The sequence below is a fragment of the Pseudoalteromonas sp. KS88 genome (assembly GCF_004766475.1).
Lineage (GTDB): Bacteria > Pseudomonadota > Gammaproteobacteria > Enterobacterales > Alteromonadaceae > Pseudoalteromonas.
This window is the reverse complement of the sequence record NZ_PYHV01000031.1, coordinates 75,088-100,424: the sequence shown is the minus strand read 5'-3', so window position 1 is coordinate 100,424 and position 25,337 is coordinate 75,088. Positions and strand designations below refer to the sequence as shown.

Genomic DNA, 25,337 nt, shown 5'->3' with positions numbered 1-25,337 from the left:
CTATGAAAATATATTTGTTTTAGATAAAATACGTCCCTTAATTTTTTAGCGCTCTTACCGACGTTTGTGAAGCGCAATATTTGTGAGCAGAAATACAATGGCAAAACATTTATTTACTTCTGAATCAGTTTCTGAAGGTCATCCGGATAAAATCGCGGATCAAATCTCTGACGCGGTACTAGATGCCATCTTAGAGCAAGATTCTCATGCACGTGTTGCGTGTGAAACTTACGTAAAAACCGGTATGGTCATGGTCGGTGGTGAAATCACCACGAGTGCATGGGTTGATATCGAAGAAATCACGCGTAAAACAGTGCGTGAAATTGGCTATACTCATTCAGATATGGGTTTTGATGCTGATTCGTGTGCAATTTTAAACACTATCGGTAAGCAATCACCAGACATCAACCAGGGTGTTGACCGTACTAGCCCTGAAGAACAAGGCGCTGGTGACCAAGGCTTAATGTTTGGTTACGCATGTAACGAAACTGAAGTGCTAATGCCTGCACCAATCACGTACTCTCACCGTTTAGTACAGCGCCAAGCGCAAGTACGTAAAAGCGGCGAGATTAATTGGTTACGTCCTGATGCAAAATCACAAGTAACCTTTGCATACGAAAATGGTAAGCCTGTTGGTATCGATGCAGTAGTTCTTTCTACTCAGCACAGTGAAGAAATTTCACAAAATGACTTAGTAGAAGCGGTAATGGAAACTATCATCAAGCCGGTACTACCTGCAGAGCTAATTACTAGCGCAACGAAGTTCTTCATCAACCCAACTGGCCGTTTTGTTATCGGTGGCCCAATGGGTGACTGTGGTTTAACAGGTCGTAAAATCATTGTTGATACCTACGGCGGTATGGCACGTCACGGTGGTGGTGCTTTCTCTGGTAAAGATCCATCAAAAGTTGACCGTTCAGCTGCGTACGCTGCACGTTATGTTGCTAAAAACGTGGTTGCCGCTGGCCTTGCTGACAAGTGTGAGCTACAGGTTTCTTACGCTATCGGTGTTGCAGAGCCTACGTCAATCAGTGTTGAAACGTTTGGTACTAGCAAATTAGAAGAAAGTCGTTTAATCGAACTTATTCGTGAACACTTTGACTTACGCCCTTACGGCTTAATTCAAATGCTAGATCTTGAGCGTCCAATTTACCTACCAACAGCGGCTTACGGCCACTTTGGTCGTGATGAATTCCCATGGGAACGCACAGATAAAGCAGACGCACTTCGCGCAGCAGCTGGTCTTTAATTCCAGCCTTTGTGTGAATGTAGAAAAAGCGCCAATTGGCGCTTTTTTTATGCCTAGAAATTATGTTCTACGTTTTTGTCGCGAGGTAAACTTGCTGCTAGGCATGCGCTACCCCACGCAATTAAATTTAAAAGTAATTTATTCACAAAGAGATTAAGAGACGCTGCGCTCAAGAGAAGTAATTATAAAATAATAGCTAAAAGTGACTAGGTACTAAGATCTATTCGAAGCCCGTGACGTTTTACCTAACTTTCTAACCTATAATGTAAGTATCTTTTCATATCCAGCGACACCCCATACTATTAACAATACAATTAAAGCTAAGGTTACTGCCGCTGATGCTATATCTTTAGCGCGCCCAGATAAAACATGATATTCAACCCCTACTCTATCCGTTAATGCTTCAATAGCGGAGTTAAGTAATTCAACAATCAATAAAAATAAAAAGCTAACAGTGAGTATCACCCAGTGCAGTAAAGACTGCGCCAACCAAAACGATAAGGGCAACAAAATGACACCTAATGCCAGTTCAGTTCTAAATGCCGACTCTTCTTTAAAAGCCGCTTTAAACCCTTTTATAGAACACTGAGTGGCTTTTATAATTCGGCCTATACCAATGCCATTGGGTTTATTAACTAAATTGATTTCAGGTTTATTCATTTTATTATCTTTTTCATACGGCTTTGAATTAGTGATGTATGGCTAACAAATACTCACTCCATACCACGAATAAGCAAGTGCCATGCAGTAGCCATATAACGATTATAAGCTTGCTCTGTATCAGCATCAATATATTCAACCCCTGACGGACTGAATGACGTTAACTGAGTTTTATCGTGTTCATTAACCTTATAATACTCGTAAATCGCCTTTAAATCTCCCTTCCACAGTTTTTCATTGCGACGAATAGTTTGAAAACCAAAAACGGTGCGCTCTTCGTCAATACTTAACAATGATTGGCCCATACTATAAAACGCTGTATTTTTAGGTGCGATTAAATTAAGTAAGGTTGGAGCAATATCCATATGACTTGCAACGTGTTGCGATGACAACAAATCAGGTGTAATACCTTGCCCATAAATCACCATTGGCACGTGTGTTAGTTCAAACAAATTAGGTCGGCTATGTAGGTAACGACGACTAAAATGATCGCCCGTAATCACAAACAGTGCATCAGGATAACGCTGCTCCATTTTTCGCACAAACTCGCCCAGCATTTTATCTGCATACCATAAATGCCCTAACACATAGGGGTCTAATAGTTCGCCTTCTAGCGATTGTATTGTTGCGGGGTAATCATCATAAGATGCGTATGGGTAGTCAAGTTGCGCTAAATCTAAATTGAAAGGACCGTGATAACTGCCGCTTAAAATTACATTAAAACTTTTTTGCTCGGTTTTAGCCGCTGCGAGTTCAAATAGTTGGCTATCATCAATCCCCCATACACCCGCACTGCCTTTACCACCAGCATCTGTCGCGGAATAAATATTATCGACACCTTGCGATTCTACATATTCACCCACATTTTGCCATGAGAGTAATCCACCATAAAAAAACTGACTGGTGTAACCAAGCCGCTCCATTTGATTAATAAAAGAAAGCTTACTGGCAGGTTGTTGCGGGCCAATGCGGCTCATGTTCACACCTGAAAATGGAATACCAGACAAAATACTCGAAAGTGAATTCATCGTACTACTGGCAGCAGGTAGCATATTATCTAAATAGATCCCCTTGCTAGCTAAGCTTTTTAATTCATTAGTCACATTAAGTGATGCGTACTTTTGCTGCAAAGGCCACGAATCATAGCTTTCCATGATTATAAAAAACACCTGTGATGGAGGGTCAATAAACGCTCCTTTTGTGTGTTGCTGATAATCGAGTAATGGATCAGTGAGTGGTGCAGCATTTGAGCTCAAATAGGGGTTTTTACCATCTATTCCATGATTTTGTAATTCGTTATAGTCTTTTATTGCATACACAAAGCTACGAAAAGGGTTAATCACAAGGTTATTTACAAACGCATCAGGAGTCACCGCAGACCATTTACGCGAAGCAGGACGAGATTCGAATGAGCCGCGAATAGCGCAGATAAAAAGCACCGTTATCAGAATAACCAGTAGTGTGCGTTTCCACTTACAGACAGTATAAATGCGCGATAAAAAACTAAGGCTAGTTTGCTCAACATGCTTGCAATATCTAAACGCAATAAACAACAGAAGCACTAAACTTATAAGGCTGCCCCATGGCTTGTATTGCTTTATTGCGGTTAATGCGATGGCCTGCTGATCATCATGTAGCCCTTCAAACATAAAGTAGTTAAATTGTGTACCATACTCAGAAATATAGGTGACGCTGGTAATGCATAATAAGATCATTACGCTAAAAAATACTCTCGCAGTATAAATACGAACTTTTGAAACCCAGTGCCCTAGCCGCATTGGCTGAAAGATGCAGTTGAGTAAAAAAGGAATACTAAAACACACCCCACTCGCAGCTGAGTCAAAAGCAAAGCCAGTCTTTAAAGTATTGTATAGAGCTGTTGCATCTAAAGGTGCTGCAATATGGTCATAAAAATATACTAAGAAGAAAATACGAAAGCTCATGAAGAGCAATACACCTGCAAACCAAAGTGCAGCTAAACGCCAACACTCTGCCACAAATGAAAACCAACGACTTGAAGGCGTTGAAATAGCATTAAACACAACCTATGTCCTTATAGCACACATTCCTAAAAAAGGAACTATACCAATATTAGCCATAAATTCCATTTAGATTATGTATTAATATGTAAGAAAGTGTAACGAATACAAGTAATTAACTTATAAGGAACAAAAAGGTAACACTATATAGAGCAATTACCCTCTTTGATATCAGTAGGCGCAGCGTGATATTGCTCTTGAGCGAGCTCACTACGTAAAGCTCGTAGTGTTTTAAGCGTACTTTTTAAACTTACATTATTGCTTAACCAATGGGGTATTGCACCACCTGGGTCTGCATAAACTGTGTGGGTGAGCGCCAGACTGACCTTTTCTGGGCTATTATGCTCTTCGAGTAACCAAGTCGCTTTTAAATCCTTGATACGCACAACCGAATCAACGTGTTCTTTAAAATCAGAGTAAGCACTAATCGTTAATAACGTTTGTGTGGGATTTAGCCGTTTGTAGCAGGAATAACTCACCATATCCCTATCTCTGATAGGCCACGGCGAGTTAATTTTTGTATACACGATAGTTTCTGCGTCGCTTGGGCGGGCCAGCACCTCAACGTGACTCACATTTTCGACCCACTTTGGGGCTCGCTCAGTATCACTAAGAAGGGCCATGAAGTCGCTTGCAGTGCTATTTTCTATCTGTAACGTGCCTTGCACTTCAACAATACCATTTGAGTGTTTTTTAAAAGAAACACTGACACCATCTTGAGTTTTCCATAATTGCCATGGTGTTTGCTGCGCAGAATAAACTGTAAAGCAACACAGTATGATTAATAACCCGGCTATTTTGCGCATTAACACTCCATCGTGTTGCTATCAGTACAAGGCTATTCCCAGTAGGGTGAAATCTTAAATGATGCTAAACGACTTTGCTCCATCGCACTGACCAAAAACTCAGATTTCATTTCAAGCCAATGTTGTATTTTGGCAAGCTCTTCGTCTTCTTGTCCTGCGCATAGCTGCTTTAAATAATCGAGCGTACACAACTCATATATCCCATGAGAAATATCAAGCCATGGAATACGGAACTCACTGCGATCCTCTTTATCATACAATGCACCTAAACAGTTGCCACTGAGTAAGCTATTTTCAAGGCGGGTACGTAGGTTTAAGTAGTCTTTACAAGTAAGAGTTTGTTGCTCTGGTAACAACTGGTGCAGATCCTGCCAATCTTTATGAAATAAACGGTTTGCTATTTCATCAACAGAGCGTTCCGCGGCTTGAAACTGGGTTTGCCCCCAGCTTTTACGCCACTGTTTATCTACAAGCCAGGTAGTTAAACTAAGGAGTAACCGATTATAGCGTGCGCTGTGAAAGAGTTTGTTGATGTCATCAATACTTGGCTGTAGCTCTTTTAGGTCATTGATCACTTGAGTAAGCTCTGGCGCACTGTTAATTTTTTTGTAATAGGCATGACGTTTTGATGTATATGTTTTAAGTTGAATAGCGTTTTCAACCCACGCTAGTTCGCTTAACAACCACTTAAGCTCAACTCTTAATGACTCTGTAGTACTTTTATCTACAATGTCATCAAATAGCCAAAACGTGTGGCGAATCAGGCTGATGCCATCAGTAACTCGTTTAAGCGTTTTTAAGCTAGGCTTGTCAAAATAGCACTGCTCATGTTTTTGCACAAAGCGAATACCAAACCCTATTGCTGCAATGAGAGCTTGCTCTTGCGTGGCCTTTTTAGGCAGTGAAACAAAACCGATTGATTTGCTCGGTTTAAGTGGTTTTTCATCCGCTAAACGATAACCTCTGGCCGCTTTTGAATACAAACCAAGACGAATATTACTCTGTGCGACTAGTTTATCGGCTAACGCAAACAACTCATCACGACTGCCTTCCATCAGTTCGATTTCAAGCTCACAAATAATTTCAACCCGACCAGAAGCTGACACTTCACCTTTATCTAAAACAACCTCAATTTTTGCTCCACCTTCGGTTTCAATTAACCAAGTGCGGCGGATAAAGTTAGTACTGAATATTGGGTATAAATTAGCGGCTATTGCGTTAACTTGCATGCCGTGAGGCCAAATACCGCTGTCAAACTCAGTGATATCTGGGCGGTTACTTTCAATCGGCAAATTATATTCAGGGCGTTGATGTAAACCTCCAACAACTTCTCCTGCTAGTTTGATTGTTTGCTCACATTGATTATCTGCACAACGTGTTCTAAAACCAATATCAAGTGCTCTTAACTCTCGACTAGGAGTGTCATAGTAAGCATTTTGCAAACTACGGGAAGGCTTGTTTGTGACGGTTTTTGCAAATTGAGTAATTAACGCGGGGATCAGTGGAACAACGGCATCTGACACCAAAAACTTAAGTTCTATCTCAGTATCCATTAGGCTTGAGGATTACCTTTAAAATAAATAAGAGCTCAAAATAAACAAAGCAAAGCGGTAATGCAAATTTTTTAGCGAGATTTCATTTATTCACTGTGATGTGATTACAATATCAGCCTTGCTATTAACGAGTTTAATCCATACTATCTCTATACTTAGAACGAAAAAATTGCCGTAACGATCACGGTTACATTAACAGGGTAGATTAATGTTTAAACATTCCTTATTAGCTTTACTTCTTAGCGCTGTTGCGTTTGTTAGTCACGGCGAAGAAGCAAATTCAACAAACAATACAAATACGGCTTATATTGTTGATAATCTTTATACGTTTATGCATTCTGGTGCGAGTAAGAACTACCGAATTATCGGATCAGTAGATGCGGGAACAAAGTTAACGCAACTTTCACCAGAAGAAAACGGCTTCGTCAAAGTCATTGATGATAAAGAACGCGAAGGCTGGGTAGAGGCTAAGTTTGTCTCTAAATCAGCTGGTATTCACCAGCAATATCGCACTTTGAGTGAAGAAATGACGTCGATGCAAGAGCAACTTCGTCAAACCCAGATTGAACTGCCACAACTACAAGAGCAAAACCAATCACTCACTGATCAAAATCTAATGTTGTCAGAACAAATCACCAAACTGCAAACGACTCTAAATGCTGAACGTACTCAAAAGCAACAAGCCGGTGCTAAAGAGAAACGTCAGCTACTTACCTACGGGGGAGCTATCGCATTTATAGGATTGTTTTTAGGGATTATTTTAACGATAGTGCTGTCGCGCCGTAAACGTTACGACGGATGGGCATAAGCAATACAATAAAAAAGCACCAATAGGTGCTTTTTTATTTAATCGAGCTTTAGGCCATTGTCTTGCTTTATTTTTTCAATAACCATATAGGTATGGTGTGTACCTACGCCTGGTATATCAACTAAATCACCTAACACTTGGCGGTATTCGTCCATATCTGACACACGTATTTTTAATAAATAATCGTAACCCCCTGCCACCATATCGCACTCGATAACTTGAGTAATTCGTAAAATATGTTCACGGAAGACTTTAAATACGGCCGTATTTGATGTTACTAATGACACTTGTACATGCGCTAATAAACTCTGGTTAAGTTTTGCTTCGTTAAGCTTAGCAAAGTAGCCCTCGATATAGCCTTCTTGCTCGAGTCGTTTTACTCGGTCAAGACAAGGGCTGGGGCTTAAGTTAACCTGCTTTGCAAGGTTCACATTAGATATTCTGCCGTTTTTTTGCAGAACGTCTAAAATTGCTAAATCGATACGATCAAGCAGGCGTAATCTATTGGGACTTGTCATAACAGAATTTTATGCGGATAAGTTTAACGTATGCCCTGTAAATTATCGTAAATCGGCAAATTTAACCAGCATATTCTGCTGGAATTTAATTAGAATGCACGCATTAAACAACATGATAATCGAGCAGCACTCTTTTTTTGCTGCAAGACTCCACACTTTTGAGGTTACTTATGTTATTCAACGGCGATTTGACTACAACGTGTCCAATTCGACAAAAGATCCGTGACTTTTACCGCATTGATGAAAATGCAGTTATTGATCATATTTTACCCCTTGCCGAAGTAGGTGTTAAAGCCCGTAGCCGTGCATGGGAGCGTGCACGTCAAATAGTTCACAATATTCGTAAAGACCAAGATGGTCAAAGCGGTGTTGATGCACTTTTAAATGAATTCTCACTTTCGAGTGAAGAAGGTGTGGTATTAATGTGTTTGGCTGAAGCCCTACTTCGTGTGCCAGATAAAGCGACTCAAGAAACCCTTATCCGTGACAAATTAGCAAAAGGCGATTGGAGCTCACACTTAGGTAGCAGTGACTCTCTGTTTGTTAATGCATCGTCTTGGGGTTTGTTAGTGACCGGGAAAATGGTTAACTACAACGACAAAACCAAAGATCAGCAATTTGGTGTGTTGAAAAAAACCATTGGTCGTTTAGGCGAGCCAGTAATCCGTAAGTCAGTTAACTTCGCGATGAAGATCATGGGTAAACAATTCGTTATGGGTCGCACCATTGACGAAGCCATTGAGCGTGCAGCAGATACAGAACGCAAGGGCTATGTATACTCATACGACATGCTAGGTGAAGGCGCGCGTACAATGAAAGACGCGGACCGTTATTATCAAAGTTACCTAAATGCGATTCACTCTATTGGTAAAGCTGCAAATGGCCGCGGCCCAATTAAGAGCCCTGGTATTTCAGTGAAACTTTCGGCAATTCATCCACGTTATGAATTCACCCATAAAGAACGTGTAATGGAAGAAATTGTGCCTAAACTTAAGGCGCTTGCATTGGTCGCTAAAAGTTACGATATTGGCTTTACAGTAGATGCTGAAGAAGCTGACCGCTTGGATATTTCTCTTGATGTCATTGAAGCCGTATTTAGCGACGACGATTTAGCTGGCTGGCATGGTTTTGGTCTAGCTGTTCAGGCATACCAAAAACGCGCTATTTTTGTTATCGAATGGCTCACAGAGCTTGCTACCCGCGTTGGCCGCAAACTAATGGTACGCTTAGTTAAAGGCGCTTACTGGGATACAGAAATCAAAACTACACAGCAAGATGGTTTAGATCATTTCCCTGTATTTACCCGAAAAGCAACGACTGACGTTTCATACAAAGCCTGTGCTATTAAAATGCTTGAAGCGCGTGACGTGCTGTATCCACAATTTGCCACTCATAACGCATACACTGCGGCAACGATTCTAGAAGTTGCAAAAGGCGATCATGATGGATTTGAATTCCAACGCCTGCACGGCATGGGCGAGTCTTTATTTGACCAAATCGTAACGCAAGAGAAAATTCAGTGTCGCGTGTATGCACCTGTTGGTCAGCACGAAGACTTACTTGCATACTTGGTTCGTCGCTTACTTGAAAACGGCGCTAACTCATCGTTTGTAAATGCGATTGTTGATACCACGCAACCTGTTGAAGCATTACTTCCTGATCCTGTAGAAACACTGCAAGGTTTACGTAATAAGTACAACACGCAAATTAAGATGCCTATTGATTTATACGGCGCAGAGCGTGCTAACTCAAAGGGTATGGATTTAACTGATATCAATGCAATTACACCCTTTAAAGAAAACCTAGATTCGTGGTTTGAAGAACATCGCATTAATGAAAGTGACGTACCTGAAGGCTCATTAGCGGTTAAAAATCCAGCTAATCATAAAGAAGTCATTGGCCACGTTAAATTACATAACAGTGATGACATGCTTAGCCTACTTGCTAACGCGGAAACGGCCTTTGAGTCATGGTCACAAACACCTGTAAAAGAGCGTGCAAATTTACTTCGTCGTATTGCCGATATTCTAGAACGCCACCATGATGAGCTTGTAGCAATCTGTATTAAAGAAGCTGGTAAAGTTGCACAAGATGGCATTGATGAAGTACGCGAAGCTGTTGATTTTTGTCGTTACTACGCAGCTCGCGCTGAAGAGCTTAGTGAAGATGAGCGCTTTGAAGCCCGCGGTGTTATTTTATGTATAAGCCCGTGGAACTTCCCACTTGCTATCTTTTTGGGTCAAGTAGCTGCTGCAATCGTAACCGGTAATACCGTTATCGCAAAACCAGCTGAACAAACTAGTTACATTGCACTGCGCTCTATTGAACTAATGTTATCAGTAGGTTTACCTGAGCATGTTGTACAACCCGTGATTGCCCGCGGTAGTGAAGTAGGTAAGACAATTGTACCCGATGAGCGTATTCAAGCAGTGATGTTCACCGGTTCAACCGAGACTGGCACTATCATCTCACAAACACTTGCAGCGCGTAATGATATTCAAGTACCGTTAATTGCCGAAACAGGTGGTCAAAACTGTATGATCGTCGATTCAACTGCACTGCCTGAGCAAGTGGTTGATGATGTGATTAGTTCTGGTTTCCAAAGTGCCGGTCAACGCTGTTCTGCATTGCGTGTATTATTTTTACAAGAAGACGTGGCAGATGGCATCATTGAGATGATCAAAGGGGCGCTGAAAGAGTTACATGTTGGCGACCCTGCACTACTTTCAACAGACATTGGTCCTGTTATCGATGAAAAAGCATTGAAGAACCTAACCGATCACGTTGAGTATCTAAAAGGCAATGCCACACTGCACTATGAGTGTGAAATTCCTGATAATACTGAAAATGGCGCTTATTTCTTTGCTCCACGCTTATATGAAATCAAAGATTTATCAGTACTTAAACGTGAAGTATTTGGCCCATGTGTGCATGTAATTCGCTTTAAGGGCGCTGAAATTGACAGTGTTGTTGACCAAATCAATAACACTGGCTTTGGCTTAACTATGGGTATTCATTCACGTATCGAAGAGCGCTGTGAATACCTTGCTAAAATGTCACGCGCGGGCAACGTTTACGTTAATCGTAATATGATTGGTGCAATTGTAGGCGTACAACCGTTTGGTGGTCGTGGTTTATCTGGTACTGGCCCGAAAGCAGGTGGTCCAAACTACCTGCAACGCTTAGTTAAAGAAAAAGCGTCACCTGATAACGTGCAAATGACCAACTTAACGCCCGATGAGCTTGATTTACACCACTACTCAGGTGCAAATGAGCAAGTTGAAAAGTTAATGACTAACTCAATGCGCGACGAAAAAATTTGGCGTGGCACACCGCTAAATGACCGTGTTTCTGCTGTTAGACAGTTATTAGCCAAAGTAGCCACCGTTGATATCATCGATGAGCTTGCAGATGATTTAGCATTAACACTTGCCGATGCACGTGCCCAGCTAAACCGCCTTGAAAAGCACATGCGTAAATATACTACGTTACCAGGGCCAACAGGCGAATCAAACACACTACACCTTGAAGCACGCGGTTGTGTAGTATGTTACGCAGATAAGAGTACATCATTTAACTTTTGGGCTATCTCTATTATCACTGCACTTGCAGCGGGTAATACTGTAATCACAGTAGCATCGGAATTATTCTATGATGAAGCTGTTGCGTTTAAAGACAAGTTTATCTCAACGGGTGTCGCTGAAGGTGTGTTCCAAGTTGCAAAGCCAAACCAGCTACAAGCAATCTTGGCGCATCCACATTTAGCGGGCGCAGTGGTTGCAGCACGTTCATCACGTCTGGGCTACTTTAGCCAGCAGCTTGCACAACGCAAAGGCGCAATCTTGCCTGTGATAAGCTCAGAGTATTACGATACGCTGATCAAACGTCTGATCACAGAAAAGACGATTAGTATTGATACTACCGCCTCAGGTGGTAACACATCTCTCATGACTTTGGTTGAAGATGACGAATAAAATCAACAACTAAGTATTAAAGGGCGCTTTTTAGCGCCCTTTTTGCTACTTATACAATGAAAAGTTTGCTAACTTTAATGTATGCGAATTTTTTTGAGTAAGTAATGTTTAAAACCATTCCTATAAAACAGCTTCTACCCGGTATGTTCGTACAACAAGTAACGAAGCAGTCAGGTAATATCAAAATAAAAAACCAAGGGTGGGTAAAAACGCAGGCTGGTATCGATAAGTTAATAAAAGCGGGTATTTTAGAGGTCGAGATTGACCCTGATAAAACCATCATAGAGCAACCAAAAGAGCTCAACGACGCCCCCATTGTTAGTGACACTCCAAAACAACGTGACCCATGGCATACCACTCATTCTGTTGAACAAGAGATGGGCAAAGCTCAAAAACTTTATTGTGAAGCTAAAGACTTACAGAGCAAGGCATTTAGTGATATTAAAGCAGGAAAAACAATTGAAGTAGCGCCATTTAAAGAGCTTGCAAGTGGCTTTATTGATTCGGTTTTTCGTAACCAAGATGCGCTGGCCTGTATTACACGGATGCGAGAAAAAGACAGTTACCTATTAGAGCACTCAATTAATGTTTCTGTTTTAATTAGTATTTTTGCCAAGCATTTAAATTTTGAAAAAGAGCTCATAGAAGAACTAGCAACAGGCGCCCTGCTACACGATATTGGTAAAATACAAATTCCTGATGAGATTCTTCACAAACCCGGAAGGTTGACTGAGCAAGAGTTTAAAACAATTCAAAATCATGCGCTTTATAGTAAGCAAATTCTAGAAGAATCAGGTTTAACAGGCATTGCTGTTGATATTGCAGGCTTTCACCACGAGCGTCTGGATGGCAGTGGCTACCCGTTTGGTAAGCACGCTGATGAAATCAGTCAGTATGTGCGTATGGCATCGATCGTTGATGTATATGACGCGCTTACAGCTGAGCGAGTTTATAAAGATGGCATGGAGCCCATTAAAGCCTTTAAAATACTGAAAGATGGCTGTCCTGATAGCTTTGATGGCGAGCTATTGACCAAGTTTATCCAATGTATTGGTATCCACCCTGTTGGTACTTTGGTGAAGCTTTCAAGCCAAAAAGTCGGATTGGTAACAAAAAGCAACCCAGCAAGCCCGCTAAAACCGCAGGTTAAAACCTTTTATCATGCCAAACATGCACGCTACACAGGCGTTGAAGATATTGATTTGGCTCATAGCCGTACTCATGATGCACTGGAGTCAGCCGTGAAACCTAAAGATTTTAATATTGATTTAATCAGATTTTTTAAACATTCAATCCTGCCTTAAATAATTTTTATAAGAAACGATTCCCAAACCTCCCCCTTCGTTCGTTTATAGATTTACAAAGCCAATAATCCGTCAGCTTTGTCTATAACAACAACGAAGGGAATAAGATGAACAACAACAGAACTTACAATAAACACCTCATAGCATTAGCTGTAAGCAGTGTATTATTCAGTATTAATACTATTGCAGCAGAACAAAGCTCTGCTTCTAATAGCGAGCAAAAAAAACTACTTGATCTTGAACGCATCGTTGTCACAGGTAGTGGCGGGCGTGGACAAACAAAATTAGAATCATCAGTTTCAATCACCACCTTAGATGCTGAGCAACTCTCCCGTGAAGCCCCGCTAGGTACTGCTGATTTACTTGAAGCAGTGCCAGGTTTTTGGGTTGAAGACTCAGGTGGTGAAACCAATAACAATGTAGCGCCACGTGGTCTTAGAGGTGGTGAAGGATTTCGTTATATTGGCGTTGAAGAAGACGGCTTGCCAGTTGTATACGACGGCGTATGGGTAGATTTTTATCAACGCCAAGATATTACCATCGAACATATGGAAGCCGTTCGCGGTGGTACGTCAGGTTTACTGACTACTAACGGCCCTGCGGCACTCGTTAACTTTATTACTCGCAAACCCGATGATGTTGAAGAAGCCACTATAAAGTTCACAACTGCCGATTATGGCATGTACCGTAGTGAGTTTTTTTACGGCACGCCTATCAGTGATAATTGGAAAATGTCTATGGGTGGTTTTTATCGCCGTTCAGACGGAGTCAGAGACACCGAATTTACTGCCGATCACGGTGGTCAGCTTAGGCTTAATCTAGTACGCGAGTTTGATAAAGGACAACTAACCCTCTCGGCTAAACATTTAAATGATCACACCACTTTCTTTGTGCCAATTCCGCTGCAAGATCAAAACAATCCAAAAGGCATTCCCGGGGTTAATCCGCAACACGGCACATTAATTGGTAATGGTCAGCGCTTACTTAACTATTTGCAAGAAGATGGCAGTTATCAAACGCGCGATCATAAAGACGGCCAACACACTAAGTTTAGTACCTTAGGCTACAACCTTGATTGGGAGCTCAATGATCGCTGGTTACTTAATACAGCGGGCCGTTACTCTAAGTTTGAAAACGACATGTATATCTTGCTTAACTTTGACAACTCAACCTTAGTCAATGCCAATGACCGACTTGGCCAACAAGATGTACTGGCAATGCTTGATCAGTTTGCGGATGATGGCGCTGTAGCAGCCCAATATCGTTATGTAGATAGCGGCGAAATGCTTAATGATGTAAGTAACCTAAATGGCAATGGCTTAATTACCACCAGCTACCCGCTGTATTCTCGCTACGATGCCGAGCAATTCGTTAATAAGCTTAATTTTACCTACGAAGGCGATAAACACACTTTCACTATGGGATGGTTGTTTGCTTTTGTCGATGCCGATTCACTGCCTGTTGATAAATGGGAGTCGCAATTTTTAACCGAAGTTAAAGACAATGCCCGATTACTTGATATTGTTGCCGTAGATGATAACCAGCAAGTGGTTGGTCAGCTCACCGACAACGGCTCAACCGGCTATGCACCTGGCTGGGGTCAAGCAACAGCATTTGGTACTAGTACCTCGAACTCACTCTTTATTAATGAGCAATATCAAGCAACTGATAACTTACGTCTGGATGGTGGTATTCGCGTTGAATGGCTAGAACTTGATAGCACGGCATCTGGCACTGAGTTTGCCAAACCTGTTGATGGCGCGTTTGATGCAAGTGGCAATGATGTAGATAACAACCTCGCTAATAACTACGTTGATACCACCTCAACAAAATACTTATCCAAAAAACGTGATGAAACAGAAACTGCATGGACAGTGGGCTTTAATTACACCATTGGTGACGATGTTTCCATGTTTGGCCGCTACGCCGATGCGTTCGAAATGCCGCGTTTAATGAGCTACGGGCAAAACATTCATGCCGGTGTTGATGCTGACTTTAATGACAGTGTGAATCTTACCTTTAGCGAACTTGGCGCTCGTTATTCAGGCGACACCCTAGGCACCTCAGTCACGTTATTTAGAACCAAATTTAATGACTTAGTAGAGCGTAACTTTACTGGTAGCAACGGTGAAGTCGCCAACCAAACGATTGATACTATTACTGATGGGGTAGAGTTTGAGGCTGTTTGGCAAGCACTCGATTCATTGCAACTGGAATTAACCGGTGTGGTACAAAACCCGAAGATGGAAGGTTTTACCGGTGTTTTCTCACACTGGAATGGCAAACAAGTTAAACGTACTCCCAAAGTACAATTACGCTTTACTCCCACTTATTATTTTGACGATGGCGATGTGTACTTAACGGTTCATCATCTAGGTGAGCGATACTCCGACGGCGAAAATAAATTTGAGCTACCGGCTTATACTACCGTCGATATGGGTGTCAATTATCGCTTTAATGACAGCGTTGCCTTGCATGTTAAAGCCACTAATCTCAGTGATGAACTTGGCTTAACCGAAGGGAATCCGCGAGCAATTAACGATGTACAGGCAGGCTATGACTATTACTACGCCAGACCTATTTTAGGGCGCACTATCAGCGCATCTTTGACCCTTAATTTTTAAAGCCCCCTTGCTAATTTGCGCTATGCCCAGTGCTAATTAGTTTAATCAAGCCCGCTATTGCGGGCTTTTCTCAGGAAGTTACAATGCCTCAACGCTATATTACTATATACCTAAAATGCAGTCTGCTAGCCCTGCTACTGCTTGTTAGTCCCTACTTTGCACTTGCACAGATCACGCCAAAACCAACCAGCAGTCACTATAGCCAAGGCAGTTTTACTTTGGCTTACGATACTGAAATTCACTATAACCATAGTGACGCAGCAGCTGTTGCACAGCATTTTGCTGATTTTTTACGCCCACCAACTGGCTACCAATTCCCCGTAACACAAGCGAATAACACAGTTAAAAATAGTGTATTTTTTAAACTTGTCGAGCACCCTGTTAGCGCTGAAGGCTATCAATTAATTGTTAAAAAAGAATTTATTGAAGCCAAAGCAAATACTGTACAAGGTCTATTTTGGGCGATGCAGTCTTTGCGCCAGTTATTGCCCGAAGCCATAGAGTCACGCATGCCAATTAATCGCCAAAGCTGGCTTATCCCACTAGTTGAAATTAACGATGAGCCACGCTTTAGTTATCGTGGAATGCATTTAGATGTGAGTCGACACTTTTTTGATGTAGCCTTTATTAAACGTTACATAGATTGGCTCGCTATGCATAAGTTAAATGTCTTTCAATGGCATTTAACCGACGACCAAGGCTGGCGTCTTGCAATTGATGCCTATCCAAAACTTACCTCCATTGGTGCTACTCGCCCGCATACTGTGGTAGGTCATACTTATGATTATAAACCACTGTTTGATAACCAACCGGTATCGGGTTTTTACACTAAAGCACAAATTAAAGAAGTGATTGAATATGCCAAAGCACGTCATATTGAAGTCATTCCTGAGATTGATATTCCAGGCCATAGCACTGCAATCCTTGCCGCTTACCCTGAACTTTCATGTCATCAGCAACCCGTTAGTGTACAAGCACAATTTGGCATTTTTGAAGATGTGCTATGCCCGCGTGAAGATGTATTTGAATTTCTCGCGGTGGTTTATCAAGAGGTAGCTGAGTTATTCCCAAGCCAGTATATACACATCGGCGGCGATGAAGTGATTAAAAAGCAGTGGCTGGCAAGTACACAGGTGAAAAAATTAATGCAGCAGCATAACCTTACAACCCCCGAGCAAGTACAAAGCTACTTTATTAAACGGGTAGCAAAAATAGTGCAAGCACTTGATAAAAAGGTAATTGGCTGGGATGAAATACTCGAAGGAGGCGTTGCAGATGATGCCTTGATCATGTCATGGCGTGGCACAGAAGGCGGCATTCAAGCGGCGAAAATGGGCCATCAAGTGATCATGAGCCCGTATCAATATATTTATTTTGATGCTTATCAATCACGCAATCTAGACGAACCTAAAGCAATTCATGGCTTAACGGGATTAAAAGATGTATACCAGTACGATCCTCAACCTACTGACTTAAGCGCCGATCAACAAGCTTACATTATTGGCGCACAAGGCGCTTTATGGACTGAGTACATTAAAACCCCTCGTCACGCCGAGTATATGCTCTTTCCTCGCTTAAGTGCATTAGCTGAAACATTGTGGTCTAACAAAAACAATAAATCTTGGTCTGACTATAGCCAAAACCGCTTACCAGCATTATTTAAACGTTACCAACAAATGCATATCAATACGGCTAGCAGCGCCTATAAGCCGATTATAAGCAGCACAATTATAGGTAATAATTTACAGGCTGAGATCAGCACAGAGATTGCCAACACACGCATTTATTACACCTTAGATGGCACAGAGCCAACACTTTCATCAATGATCTACAGTGAGCCGTTAGTCATTTCTAAAGAAACGCAACTGCGTGCAAAAAGCTATGCAGGTGCAATTGGGCAGTTAGTTGGTGATGCCCGCCTTACCCTCAGTCCACATTTGGCATTAACTAAAAAAATTACGCTTAGTAATACAGCTGCCGATGATTCTGCAGCCAAATTGCAAGATGGCCAGTTTGCCTATGATCAATTTTACAGCAGTGACGATTATGCGATTTTTTACGACACTGATTTAGAGGCGATAATCGACTTGGCAGAGCCTACTTTGGTGACCCAAGTTAAACTGGGTTACAACAGTGGACGCCACCGTCAACTCCATCCTCCCGTAAAAATTCAAGTCATGGGTTCGAACGATCAACAAAATTGGCAGCGCTTAGCAGAGGACATTAACCCGCAAGGGCCATTATCGACTCTGATATTTAATAGTGTGGAGCTGCGCTATTTAAAAGTTATTGCGGTCAATAGTAAGCAATCTGATGACCCGCAAATCCCAAAGCTACCACTTTATATTGATGAAATTGCCGTGTACTAAAACCGCCTAAAGTTCTTGGGCGTGTTTATCTTTCGAGATAGAACAAATTTTAATTCTGAAAGGTCGACACGCCCTAATACTAAATACGTATTTAGCGCTTTTTTTAGTTTTTCGTTCCCAAACGGCTTCCTAAAAGCGTTTATAACCTTAGAGTCAACTTGCAGTAAGCGCTCTACAGATAATAACAATGCTCAGGAGCCATTATGTTTGTTAAAAAGCAAAAATTTACTACAGCACTTTCAGTATTAGCATTACTCACTGCGAGTCAATTTAGCAGCGCCCAACCGAATCCAGATAACTTAGCATTAAATTGGCAAGTGATTGACCATGGTATTGGTGAAAATATATTTATGGGTAGCTTAACCATTACTAACAATGGTTTAGAACCGCTCGGTGAAGCTGGCTGGGCGTTATACTTTAGCTCAGTGCGGCCACCAGCTAGCGTATTACCAAGTTCAGATCCAAACGGTGCATTAGCTCGTCAGCATATTGCGGCACAACATTTAAGTCTCGACAATGCAGACACAGCAAAAAGCGGGGATTATTTTGTCTTAAAACCCATAGCAGGATTTACGCCTATTCAACCAGGTGAGTCTCGTGAAATAGAAATTATCGCCCAGTATTGGCAAATGCTAAAAAATGATTCGCCTTCTGGGTTTCATATTAGCTATGAAAACCAAGCACCTCAGGCGGTTTTGGTGGATGTTCATATGGATCCGACCGATCCAAAACAAACCACACAAACAGCTAACGATAATATGCCGGTGCAAACCAGCGCATTACGATTTAGCGAAAACAGTGCGCCGCTTGCCAGTTTATCGTTACAAAACCAACTTGTCCCTCAACCACATTCAGTCGTAACCACTGACAATGAGTTTTTAACCTTAATGAGTCAGTTAACCACAATTACTGCGCCAACAGCGCTTACAAAAGAAGCGGCTTATTTGCAAACGGCGTTAAGCGATTTGCTCAGCGGCAGCTTTGCAATTAATGCCAACCAACAAAATGGTCCTAATCAAATCACTCTATTGATTGATAGCAACCTAGACACAAATCAAGACGGCCAAGCCGACGACAGTGGTTATAAACTCGAGATTAATGCTTTTACGGGTATTAAAATTACTGGCAGTGATGCACAAGGCGTGTTTTATGGTATTCAAACATTACGCCAAATGATCCCTGCAACTGTATATAAAAATGCGCAAAACTCTACAACCTTGGCCGACAACACCGTATTACCTGCAAGTGTTATTCTTGATGCGCCGCGCTTTGCCTATCGCGGCATGATGCTGGATGTAGCACGCAATTTTCAATCTAAAGAAACAGTATTCAAGCTGCTAGATTTAATGGCTTTTTATAAATTAAATAAATTCGAAATTAACCTTGCCAATGACGAAGGCTGGCGACTTGAGATCCCAGGTATTCCTGAACTCACCGACTTTGGTGCCAAGCGTGGTTATGATCTTAACGAAGAAAACATGCTACATACGTTTATGGGCGCAGCCAATGAATTCGCAGCCGGTGATGGTATCGAAAATAAACCAGCTAATCGCACCGAGGCTAACTTAGGCGTTGCTCCTAGCTTTCAAGGTTTTGAAGTTGCGCAGCAAAACTTCTTAGGCAAAGGTTGGGGCTACTACACTGTTAATGACTTCAAAGAGATTTTACAGTATGCCGCCGACCGACATATAGATGTGATCATCGAATATGACTTCCCTGCCCATGCTAGAGCCGCCATTAAAGCGATGGAGTATCGTTATAATAAATATAAAGACAGCAACTTAGCACAAGCAAACAAATATCGCCTGATCGATCCGCTAGATCAATCCAAGTACTACACACCGCAATTTTATAATGATAACTTTGTCAATCCTGCGCTTGAGAGCACCTTCACATTTTTAAACCATATAATCAGTGAAACCCGCGCAATCTACGATGCAGTCCCAGATGCTAAGCTTACGCGTTTACATGGCGGTGGTGATGAATTGCCGCATTTAGGGCCAAATGAATGGTGGGCTCAATCCCCTGCGGTACAACAAAACCCAAACACAGCGGGCAAAACCGATGCTGAATTGTTTGATTACTTTTTCTTACGCTGGAAACAAATCGTCAATCAACATGGTTTTGATATGGCAACTTGGGGCGATGTGTTATCACATAATGGCACCGGCAATGTAGATTATGGCACCATCTACCCTATTTTTTGGAACAATGTATGGGGTTGGGGCAATGAGCATCAAGCTTATAAGTTTGCTAATCAGGGGTATCAAGTCGTGCTCTCTCATGCCACAAACCTGTATTTGGATTTAGCTTACAATAAACACCCTGATGAAATTGGCTATCATTGGGCGGGCTACACCGACACGAAAAAAACCTTTGAGTATCGCCCGTTTAATATTTACGCCAACGCTGAAACTGACAAACTAGGCAATCCTGTGCCTTGGAACCCAAACTGGGTATTACTTAATGAAACCGGTAAACAAAACATCCAAGGGATTCAGGCACAGTTATTTGGTGAAAATCAAAAATCCCCCGAAATTTTAGATTACATGACCTTCCCTAAGTTATTAGGGGCAGCAGAGCGTGCGTGGGTGCAGAGCATGCCAGCCGAAGGAGCTGCTATGGAACAAGCTTGGCAAACCTTCACCAATACCTTAGGACAGTACGCTCTACCACTATTGGACTATTACCAAGTGGTCGATATTAATGCTCAAATGCCAGAACACATTGGCGTTAATTACCGTATACCTCTACCCGGTGGCAATATTGAAAACGGCCAGCTCATTGTGAATACACGATTTGTTGGCATGAAAACAGAGTATTCAACAGATCAAGGTGCAACATGGCAAAGCTATCAAGCTCCCGTATCACTTACGACAACAGCAAGTGTACTGCTGAGAACGGTAAGTGATTCAGGCAAAGTAAGCCGCGTCGCAACAATTAACTAGCTAAGCAAACTGCACATGGGTTGTACTATTGGTACAACCCATGTAGCACTATAAATGGAAGAATAGGATGCGTAGCCATGCCACCTTTATTGTCATTTAAACGAAAGAAAGCCGCAAACGAGGCCCCGGTGACGATACAAGCCGATGCCCAGCGCCGTCAGCAGGTTGAGCAGCTGTTTTTACAACAACAGCAAAAGTTAGTACGCCATATTATGGCTAAAGGCCTTGATAAGCGTGAAGCAGAGGACATAGCACAAGAAGCATTTGTAAAACTGTTAGGTTTAGAAGATGCCCAAGTAAGTAATTACATTGCTGCTTATTTATATAAAATAGCAACCAACTTAACCATCGATAAGCTTCGTCGTAAAGCTCGCAGTCCGTTTGCAGAGCACACTGACGAAAGTGAGCAAATGCCGCAACTTGGTAACAGTGCCAACCCTGAGAAAAATCATCATACCCAAGAATTACTTAAAGAAATGGAGAAGTCCCTCGCAAGTTTGCCAGACAAATGCAGACTGGCTTTTTTACTGTATAAAATTCGTGGTCAAAGTTATGAAGAAATCGCTTTGACCTTACAAATATCTCCCAGTATGGTACGAAAATATGTATTACGTGCAGTTCGTCATTGCTATCAACAGTTACAACATGAGCTTTGATCATGAGTTTTAAGGATATTAGCATGAACCCATCACCTGACGATTTAGCGATTATTGAAGAGCAAGCCGCTGATTGGCTTTTGCTATTAGAGGAGCAGCAACTGCCCATTAGTAACAGCCAACACTACCCAACTCAGTTGCAAGATTGGTTGGCGCAAAGCGAATTGCACCGTGATATTTTTCAAAAAATGCAGCAACTATGGCAAGTAACTACGCAACTAGATACTGATTACGTAGAGCAACAGCTTGCGCAAATACCACCTGCGATAGACATGATTAAACGTACTGAAAAACGCTCTCGAACAAGCTATTATGCCTTAGCTGCCGCGTTTTTTTTATTAAGTTTTAGTATCTTCATTAATGTTGAACAGCCCAGTAATAAAACTGTAACGGTGGCAAATAATAGTCCCGCAATGACCGATGTGCAAAATCAGTTTTTTCGCACCACAATCAACGAGCACCTTACTTTCACTTTAGATGATAACAGCCGGGTAGATTTAGGCGCTAATAGTCAATTAGCTGTGCGCTATAGTAATAGCTCGCGAGAGTTAACTTTGTACCAAGGTGAAGCACTATTTTCAGTCGCTAAAGACAAACAAAGACCTTTTATTGTGCGCCACCAGCAAAGCCAAGTAGAAGCACTAGGCACGGTGTTCAATGTGCGTGCTCATCCTACTTCTATTCGCGTTGATGTACTTGAGGGCACGGTATCGCTTGCACAGCAGCAAACAATTAAATTAACCCAAGGACAAGCCGCGCAAATAACTCAAACTGGCACTATTATTCGTAGCAAAGCACAAGGAGAAAACCTCACCATGGATTGGCAACAAGGCCGTTTAGTGTATCAGAATGCTCGCTTAGGTGATGTACTTGACGATATTGCCCGTTATAGTGAGCTAAAAATAACCCTTGGCAGCCAAAAGCTTAGTCAATTTACCTACAATGGGACTTTGTTAACCTCTGAAATCGACTCATGGCTACACACCCTTGATAAAATTTATCCAATCACGGTGACTCAAGAAGGGAAAAAGTTTACGTTAGCAGCTAATTAGCTAAAAGTGGCATGGCATACGTGCGCTAAAAATGGTACAAAGTTTGGACAATAATAAAAATATTGAATCAAACCATGTTATTGAGGTTATTGACCAAGCAATTACCTTGGTTGATATTATTTAGTAGCTATCTACATGCTACTACTGACTATCAATTTAATTTAGCTGAAGCTACTTTGCAGCAGCGCATGCTTGATGTTGCTGCGCAAAGTGGTTGGCAACTAAGCGCCGCAGATATAAAAGCACAGGCGCCCCTTCCCCCACTACAAGGGCGCTTTACGCTTGAGCAATTATTGGTTAAAACTTTGGCCAATAGCCCATATCAATTTACCTTAGACTCCACTCAACAGCGTATTTTTGTAACCCCAACACCCGTTGATAAACTGAACGACTTTGAGCGTATTATAGTCACTGGCGTCAGTGGTAAAACGCGTAATATTTTAAATTCTTCTATTTCAATCACTCAGCTGTCAGCGCAGCAACTAAATCAACATACCCCATATTCCAACGCTGAAATTCTTAAAAATGTCACAGGCTTTTGGGTAGAGGATTCAGGTGGCGAAACTAATAACAATGTTGCACCACGCGGCCTTAGAGGTGGTGAAGGGTTTCGCTTTATCAGCTTAATGGAAGATGGGCTGCCAATAACCTACGATGGTATTTGGAGTGATTTTTTTTTACGCCCCGATCTCACCCATCAAAAAATTGAAGCTGTAAGAGGTGGTAGTAGCGGAATTTTCACCCTAAACGGCCCTGCTGCAATGGTAAACTATGTTGGTCGACGCGGCGACGAAATACCATTTAACTTAGTTAAACTTAGCCAAGCACTAAACTATGACTACACTCGTCTTGACGGTGTATTTAGTGGCCCTATTAATGATCAGCTTTTTTATACCTTAGGTGGTTTTTATAGGAGCTCAAATGGCATTCGTGAACCTGGCTTTAACAGTGATTTAGGCGGTCAATTTAGCGCCCGTCTCAGCTGGCTAACAGATGATATAGAGCTGGATTTTAGCTACAAGCACTTAAACGATAAAACCAGCTTTTATGCCCCATTAGTTATGCAAAATCATGGCATTATCGAACAACTACAAAGCCTCCCCTATGACTACGGTACATTACTTAGCGGTGACCTAAAATCATTGAGCTTTTATACCCCACAAGGCACCCGTCAACATGATTTAGAAGATGCGCAACACACTTTAATGAACAGCTACACAGTCCAGTTCAAAGGGCTACTTTCAGAACAACTGCAACTTAATAATATCACCCGTTACGCAGACTTAAGTAATCGCCTTTATACGTTAATGAACTTGGGCAACGAGAGCATTATTGATGCAAATAGCCGCTTACTGTTTGATGATGTAACACAATTTAAAAATCTTTTTTCAAAGGGTAAATTACAAGAAGAGTTACAAGCCAAATACCAGCGCAGCAAGGATAAAACGTTAATTCACGATCCCCATCGACTTAATGGCAATGGACTGATCACTTCAAGCTACCCGTTGCACTCTACCTACGAGCAACAACAGTTTATAAATCATTTTAGTATTAACTACCTGAAAGAAGATTGGTCAATCAGCTTAGGACACATTTACGCCCACAGCGATTTTAGCTCTTTGCCTTTAGATCAATGGCTTGGGCAATTACTTACTGATGTAAAACACCAGCCTGAACGGCTTGATATTGTGCTGGTGGATAAGCAAGATAATGTTATTGCTAATTTTACCGAAGAAGGTTTTTTATCCTATGCAGGACCGGTGTATTTAACAGGCCAAGGGCAGTCGCAGTCACATTCTCTTTATGCAAGTTTGGACTGGCACTTAACTGACAAACTAAGGGTGGATTTTGCACTGCGAAATGAGCAGCTTAGGCTAAACAGTCATAGTCAGCGGGGCCTGCTATCATCGACATCCAATGCAAAGCCTTATTACTCACATTTCTCTGAGACAAGCTCACTAGCCGATTCTTTCAGTGAAAATGCGCTCAGTATCGGAGCCAACTACCAACTCAGTGAGCAGCTAGCCGTGTTTACGCGCTATGCTGACGCCTTTGAAATGCCGCGACTAATAAATTATGGTAATGCTCGCGGTTGGGCTAAAAACGATGAGCAACGCGCACAGCAAAACTTTGGTCAGCCAATAAGCTTAACTTTAAGTGAAATAGGAATACGCTACCAATCATCACACTGGCAGTTCAGCGGCACTGTTTTTGATACTAACTTTGCTCCTCTTGCGTTTACTGTTTATCGCGGTGCTGAAAATACACAACAGGCAGTGTTAATTAACACCCAAACTCAAGGGTTAGAGTTTGAATATAACTATCAGTTTAATCAGACTTGGCAGTATTCTGCGATAGGCGTGTGGCAAGATGCAGGGTTCTATGGCATTCCCGGTCGATTACCACAGAGTAAATATAATGGTAACCAAATAACCCGTACACCGAAGTTGCAACTGCGCCTCTCACCAGAATATAACGTCGGGCCTCTAACGGTTGCAATCACTTGGTCTTATGTAGGAAAACGTTATTCTGATGTTGCCAATCAATTTGCATTGCCGGCGTATCAAACGTGGGATATTTTTGCACAGTATATGCTAACAGAGCAGCTCAGCGCGCAATTTGAAGTGAAAAACGTCACTAACACACTGGGCTTGACGGAAGGTAATCCAAGAGATGATCTGAACCACCAAGAACCGCTATTTTATGGCCGACCAATATTTGGCCGAACCATAAAACTAGCCTTAAGTTTCGAGTTTTAATACGGTTAAAAATTGCCT

At 41.8% G+C, this 25,337-nt stretch carries 15 protein-coding genes; 10 read left to right on the top strand and 5 right to left on the bottom strand.

Annotated features, from left to right (window positions below; genetic code table 11):
• Positions 1–97: 97 nt before the first annotated feature.
• Positions 98–1,249: a methionine adenosyltransferase gene (gene metK, locus C7Y70_RS18370; protein WP_135476375.1), complete on the top strand. Its 1,152-nt coding sequence runs from the start codon at positions 98–100 to the stop codon at positions 1,247–1,249.
• A 258-nt stretch (positions 1,250–1,507) separates the two neighbouring features.
• Here the strand turns inward: metK and C7Y70_RS18365 are convergent, their stop codons facing one another.
• The 4 genes from C7Y70_RS18365 to C7Y70_RS18350 all read right to left on the bottom strand — a co-directional run bounded on the left by C7Y70_RS18365 (position 1,508) and on the right by C7Y70_RS18350 (position 6,307).
• Complete coding sequence (locus C7Y70_RS18365; RefSeq protein ID WP_135476445.1) at positions 1,508–1,894, bottom strand: diacylglycerol kinase; 387 nt, start codon at positions 1,892–1,894, stop codon at positions 1,508–1,510.
• 68 nt (positions 1,895–1,962) lie between these two features.
• Complete coding sequence (locus C7Y70_RS18360) at positions 1,963–3,951, bottom strand: alkaline phosphatase family protein (protein ID WP_245321594.1); 1,989 nt, start codon at positions 3,949–3,951, stop codon at positions 1,963–1,965.
• A gap of 140 nt (positions 3,952–4,091) precedes the next feature.
• Positions 4,092–4,754, bottom strand: a complete 663-nt coding sequence (locus C7Y70_RS18355) for an START domain-containing protein (protein ID WP_135476373.1) — start codon at positions 4,752–4,754, stop codon at positions 4,092–4,094.
• 32 nt (positions 4,755–4,786) lie between these two features.
• The gene (locus tag C7Y70_RS18350; RefSeq protein WP_099295012.1) at positions 4,787–6,307 is read right to left on the bottom strand and encodes a CYTH domain-containing protein; all 1,521 of its coding nucleotides are present in this window, start codon (positions 6,305–6,307) and stop codon (positions 4,787–4,789) included.
• Between the two features lie 208 nt (positions 6,308–6,515).
• Here C7Y70_RS18350 and C7Y70_RS18345 point away from each other — a divergent pair, with 208 nt between their 5' ends.
• On the top strand, positions 6,516–7,115 hold the full coding sequence (locus tag C7Y70_RS18345; RefSeq protein WP_099295013.1) for a TIGR04211 family SH3 domain-containing protein: 600 nt from the start codon (positions 6,516–6,518) through the stop codon (positions 7,113–7,115).
• Between the two features lie 38 nt (positions 7,116–7,153).
• On the opposite strand, the gene C7Y70_RS18340 is transcribed toward C7Y70_RS18345, so the two are convergent.
• Positions 7,154–7,633 carry a winged helix-turn-helix transcriptional regulator gene (locus tag C7Y70_RS18340; RefSeq protein ID WP_099295014.1) on the bottom strand — a complete coding sequence of 160 codons (480 nt, stop codon included), beginning with the start codon at positions 7,631–7,633 and terminating at the stop codon, positions 7,154–7,156.
• A gap of 170 nt (positions 7,634–7,803) precedes the next feature.
• Between C7Y70_RS18340 and putA the strand changes: the two genes are divergently transcribed.
• The 8 genes from putA to C7Y70_RS18300 all read left to right on the top strand — a co-directional run bounded on the left by putA (position 7,804) and on the right by C7Y70_RS18300 (position 25,319).
• Positions 7,804–11,607: a bifunctional proline dehydrogenase/L-glutamate gamma-semialdehyde dehydrogenase PutA gene (gene putA / locus C7Y70_RS18335; protein WP_135476371.1), complete on the top strand. Its 3,804-nt coding sequence runs from the start codon at positions 7,804–7,806 to the stop codon at positions 11,605–11,607.
• Positions 11,608–11,711: 104 nt separating this feature from the next.
• Positions 11,712–12,911, top strand: a complete 1,200-nt coding sequence (locus tag C7Y70_RS18330; protein ID WP_135476369.1) for an HD-GYP domain-containing protein — start codon at positions 11,712–11,714, stop codon at positions 12,909–12,911.
• A 107-nt stretch (positions 12,912–13,018) separates the two neighbouring features.
• Positions 13,019–15,535: a TonB-dependent receptor gene (locus C7Y70_RS18325; protein ID WP_135476367.1), complete on the top strand. Its 2,517-nt coding sequence runs from the start codon at positions 13,019–13,021 to the stop codon at positions 15,533–15,535.
• Between the two features lie 83 nt (positions 15,536–15,618).
• Positions 15,619–17,904, top strand: coding sequence for a family 20 glycosylhydrolase (locus tag C7Y70_RS18320; RefSeq protein ID WP_135476365.1), 2,286 nt, complete (start codon positions 15,619–15,621; stop codon positions 17,902–17,904).
• A 203-nt stretch (positions 17,905–18,107) separates the two neighbouring features.
• Positions 18,108–20,852 carry a family 20 glycosylhydrolase gene (locus tag C7Y70_RS18315; RefSeq protein ID WP_135476363.1) on the top strand — a complete coding sequence of 915 codons (2,745 nt, stop codon included), beginning with the start codon at positions 18,108–18,110 and terminating at the stop codon, positions 20,850–20,852.
• 77 nt (positions 20,853–20,929) lie between these two features.
• Complete coding sequence (locus C7Y70_RS18310; protein ID WP_135476361.1) at positions 20,930–21,508, top strand: RNA polymerase sigma factor; 579 nt, start codon at positions 20,930–20,932, stop codon at positions 21,506–21,508.
• Positions 21,509–21,531: 23 nt separating this feature from the next.
• Positions 21,532–22,560, top strand: a complete 1,029-nt coding sequence (locus tag C7Y70_RS18305; RefSeq protein ID WP_135476360.1) for a FecR domain-containing protein — start codon at positions 21,532–21,534, stop codon at positions 22,558–22,560.
• Between the two features lie 89 nt (positions 22,561–22,649).
• Positions 22,650–25,319: a TonB-dependent receptor gene (locus tag C7Y70_RS18300; RefSeq protein WP_245321592.1), complete on the top strand. Its 2,670-nt coding sequence runs from the start codon at positions 22,650–22,652 to the stop codon at positions 25,317–25,319.
• The last annotated feature ends 18 nt before the right edge of the window (positions 25,320–25,337 follow it).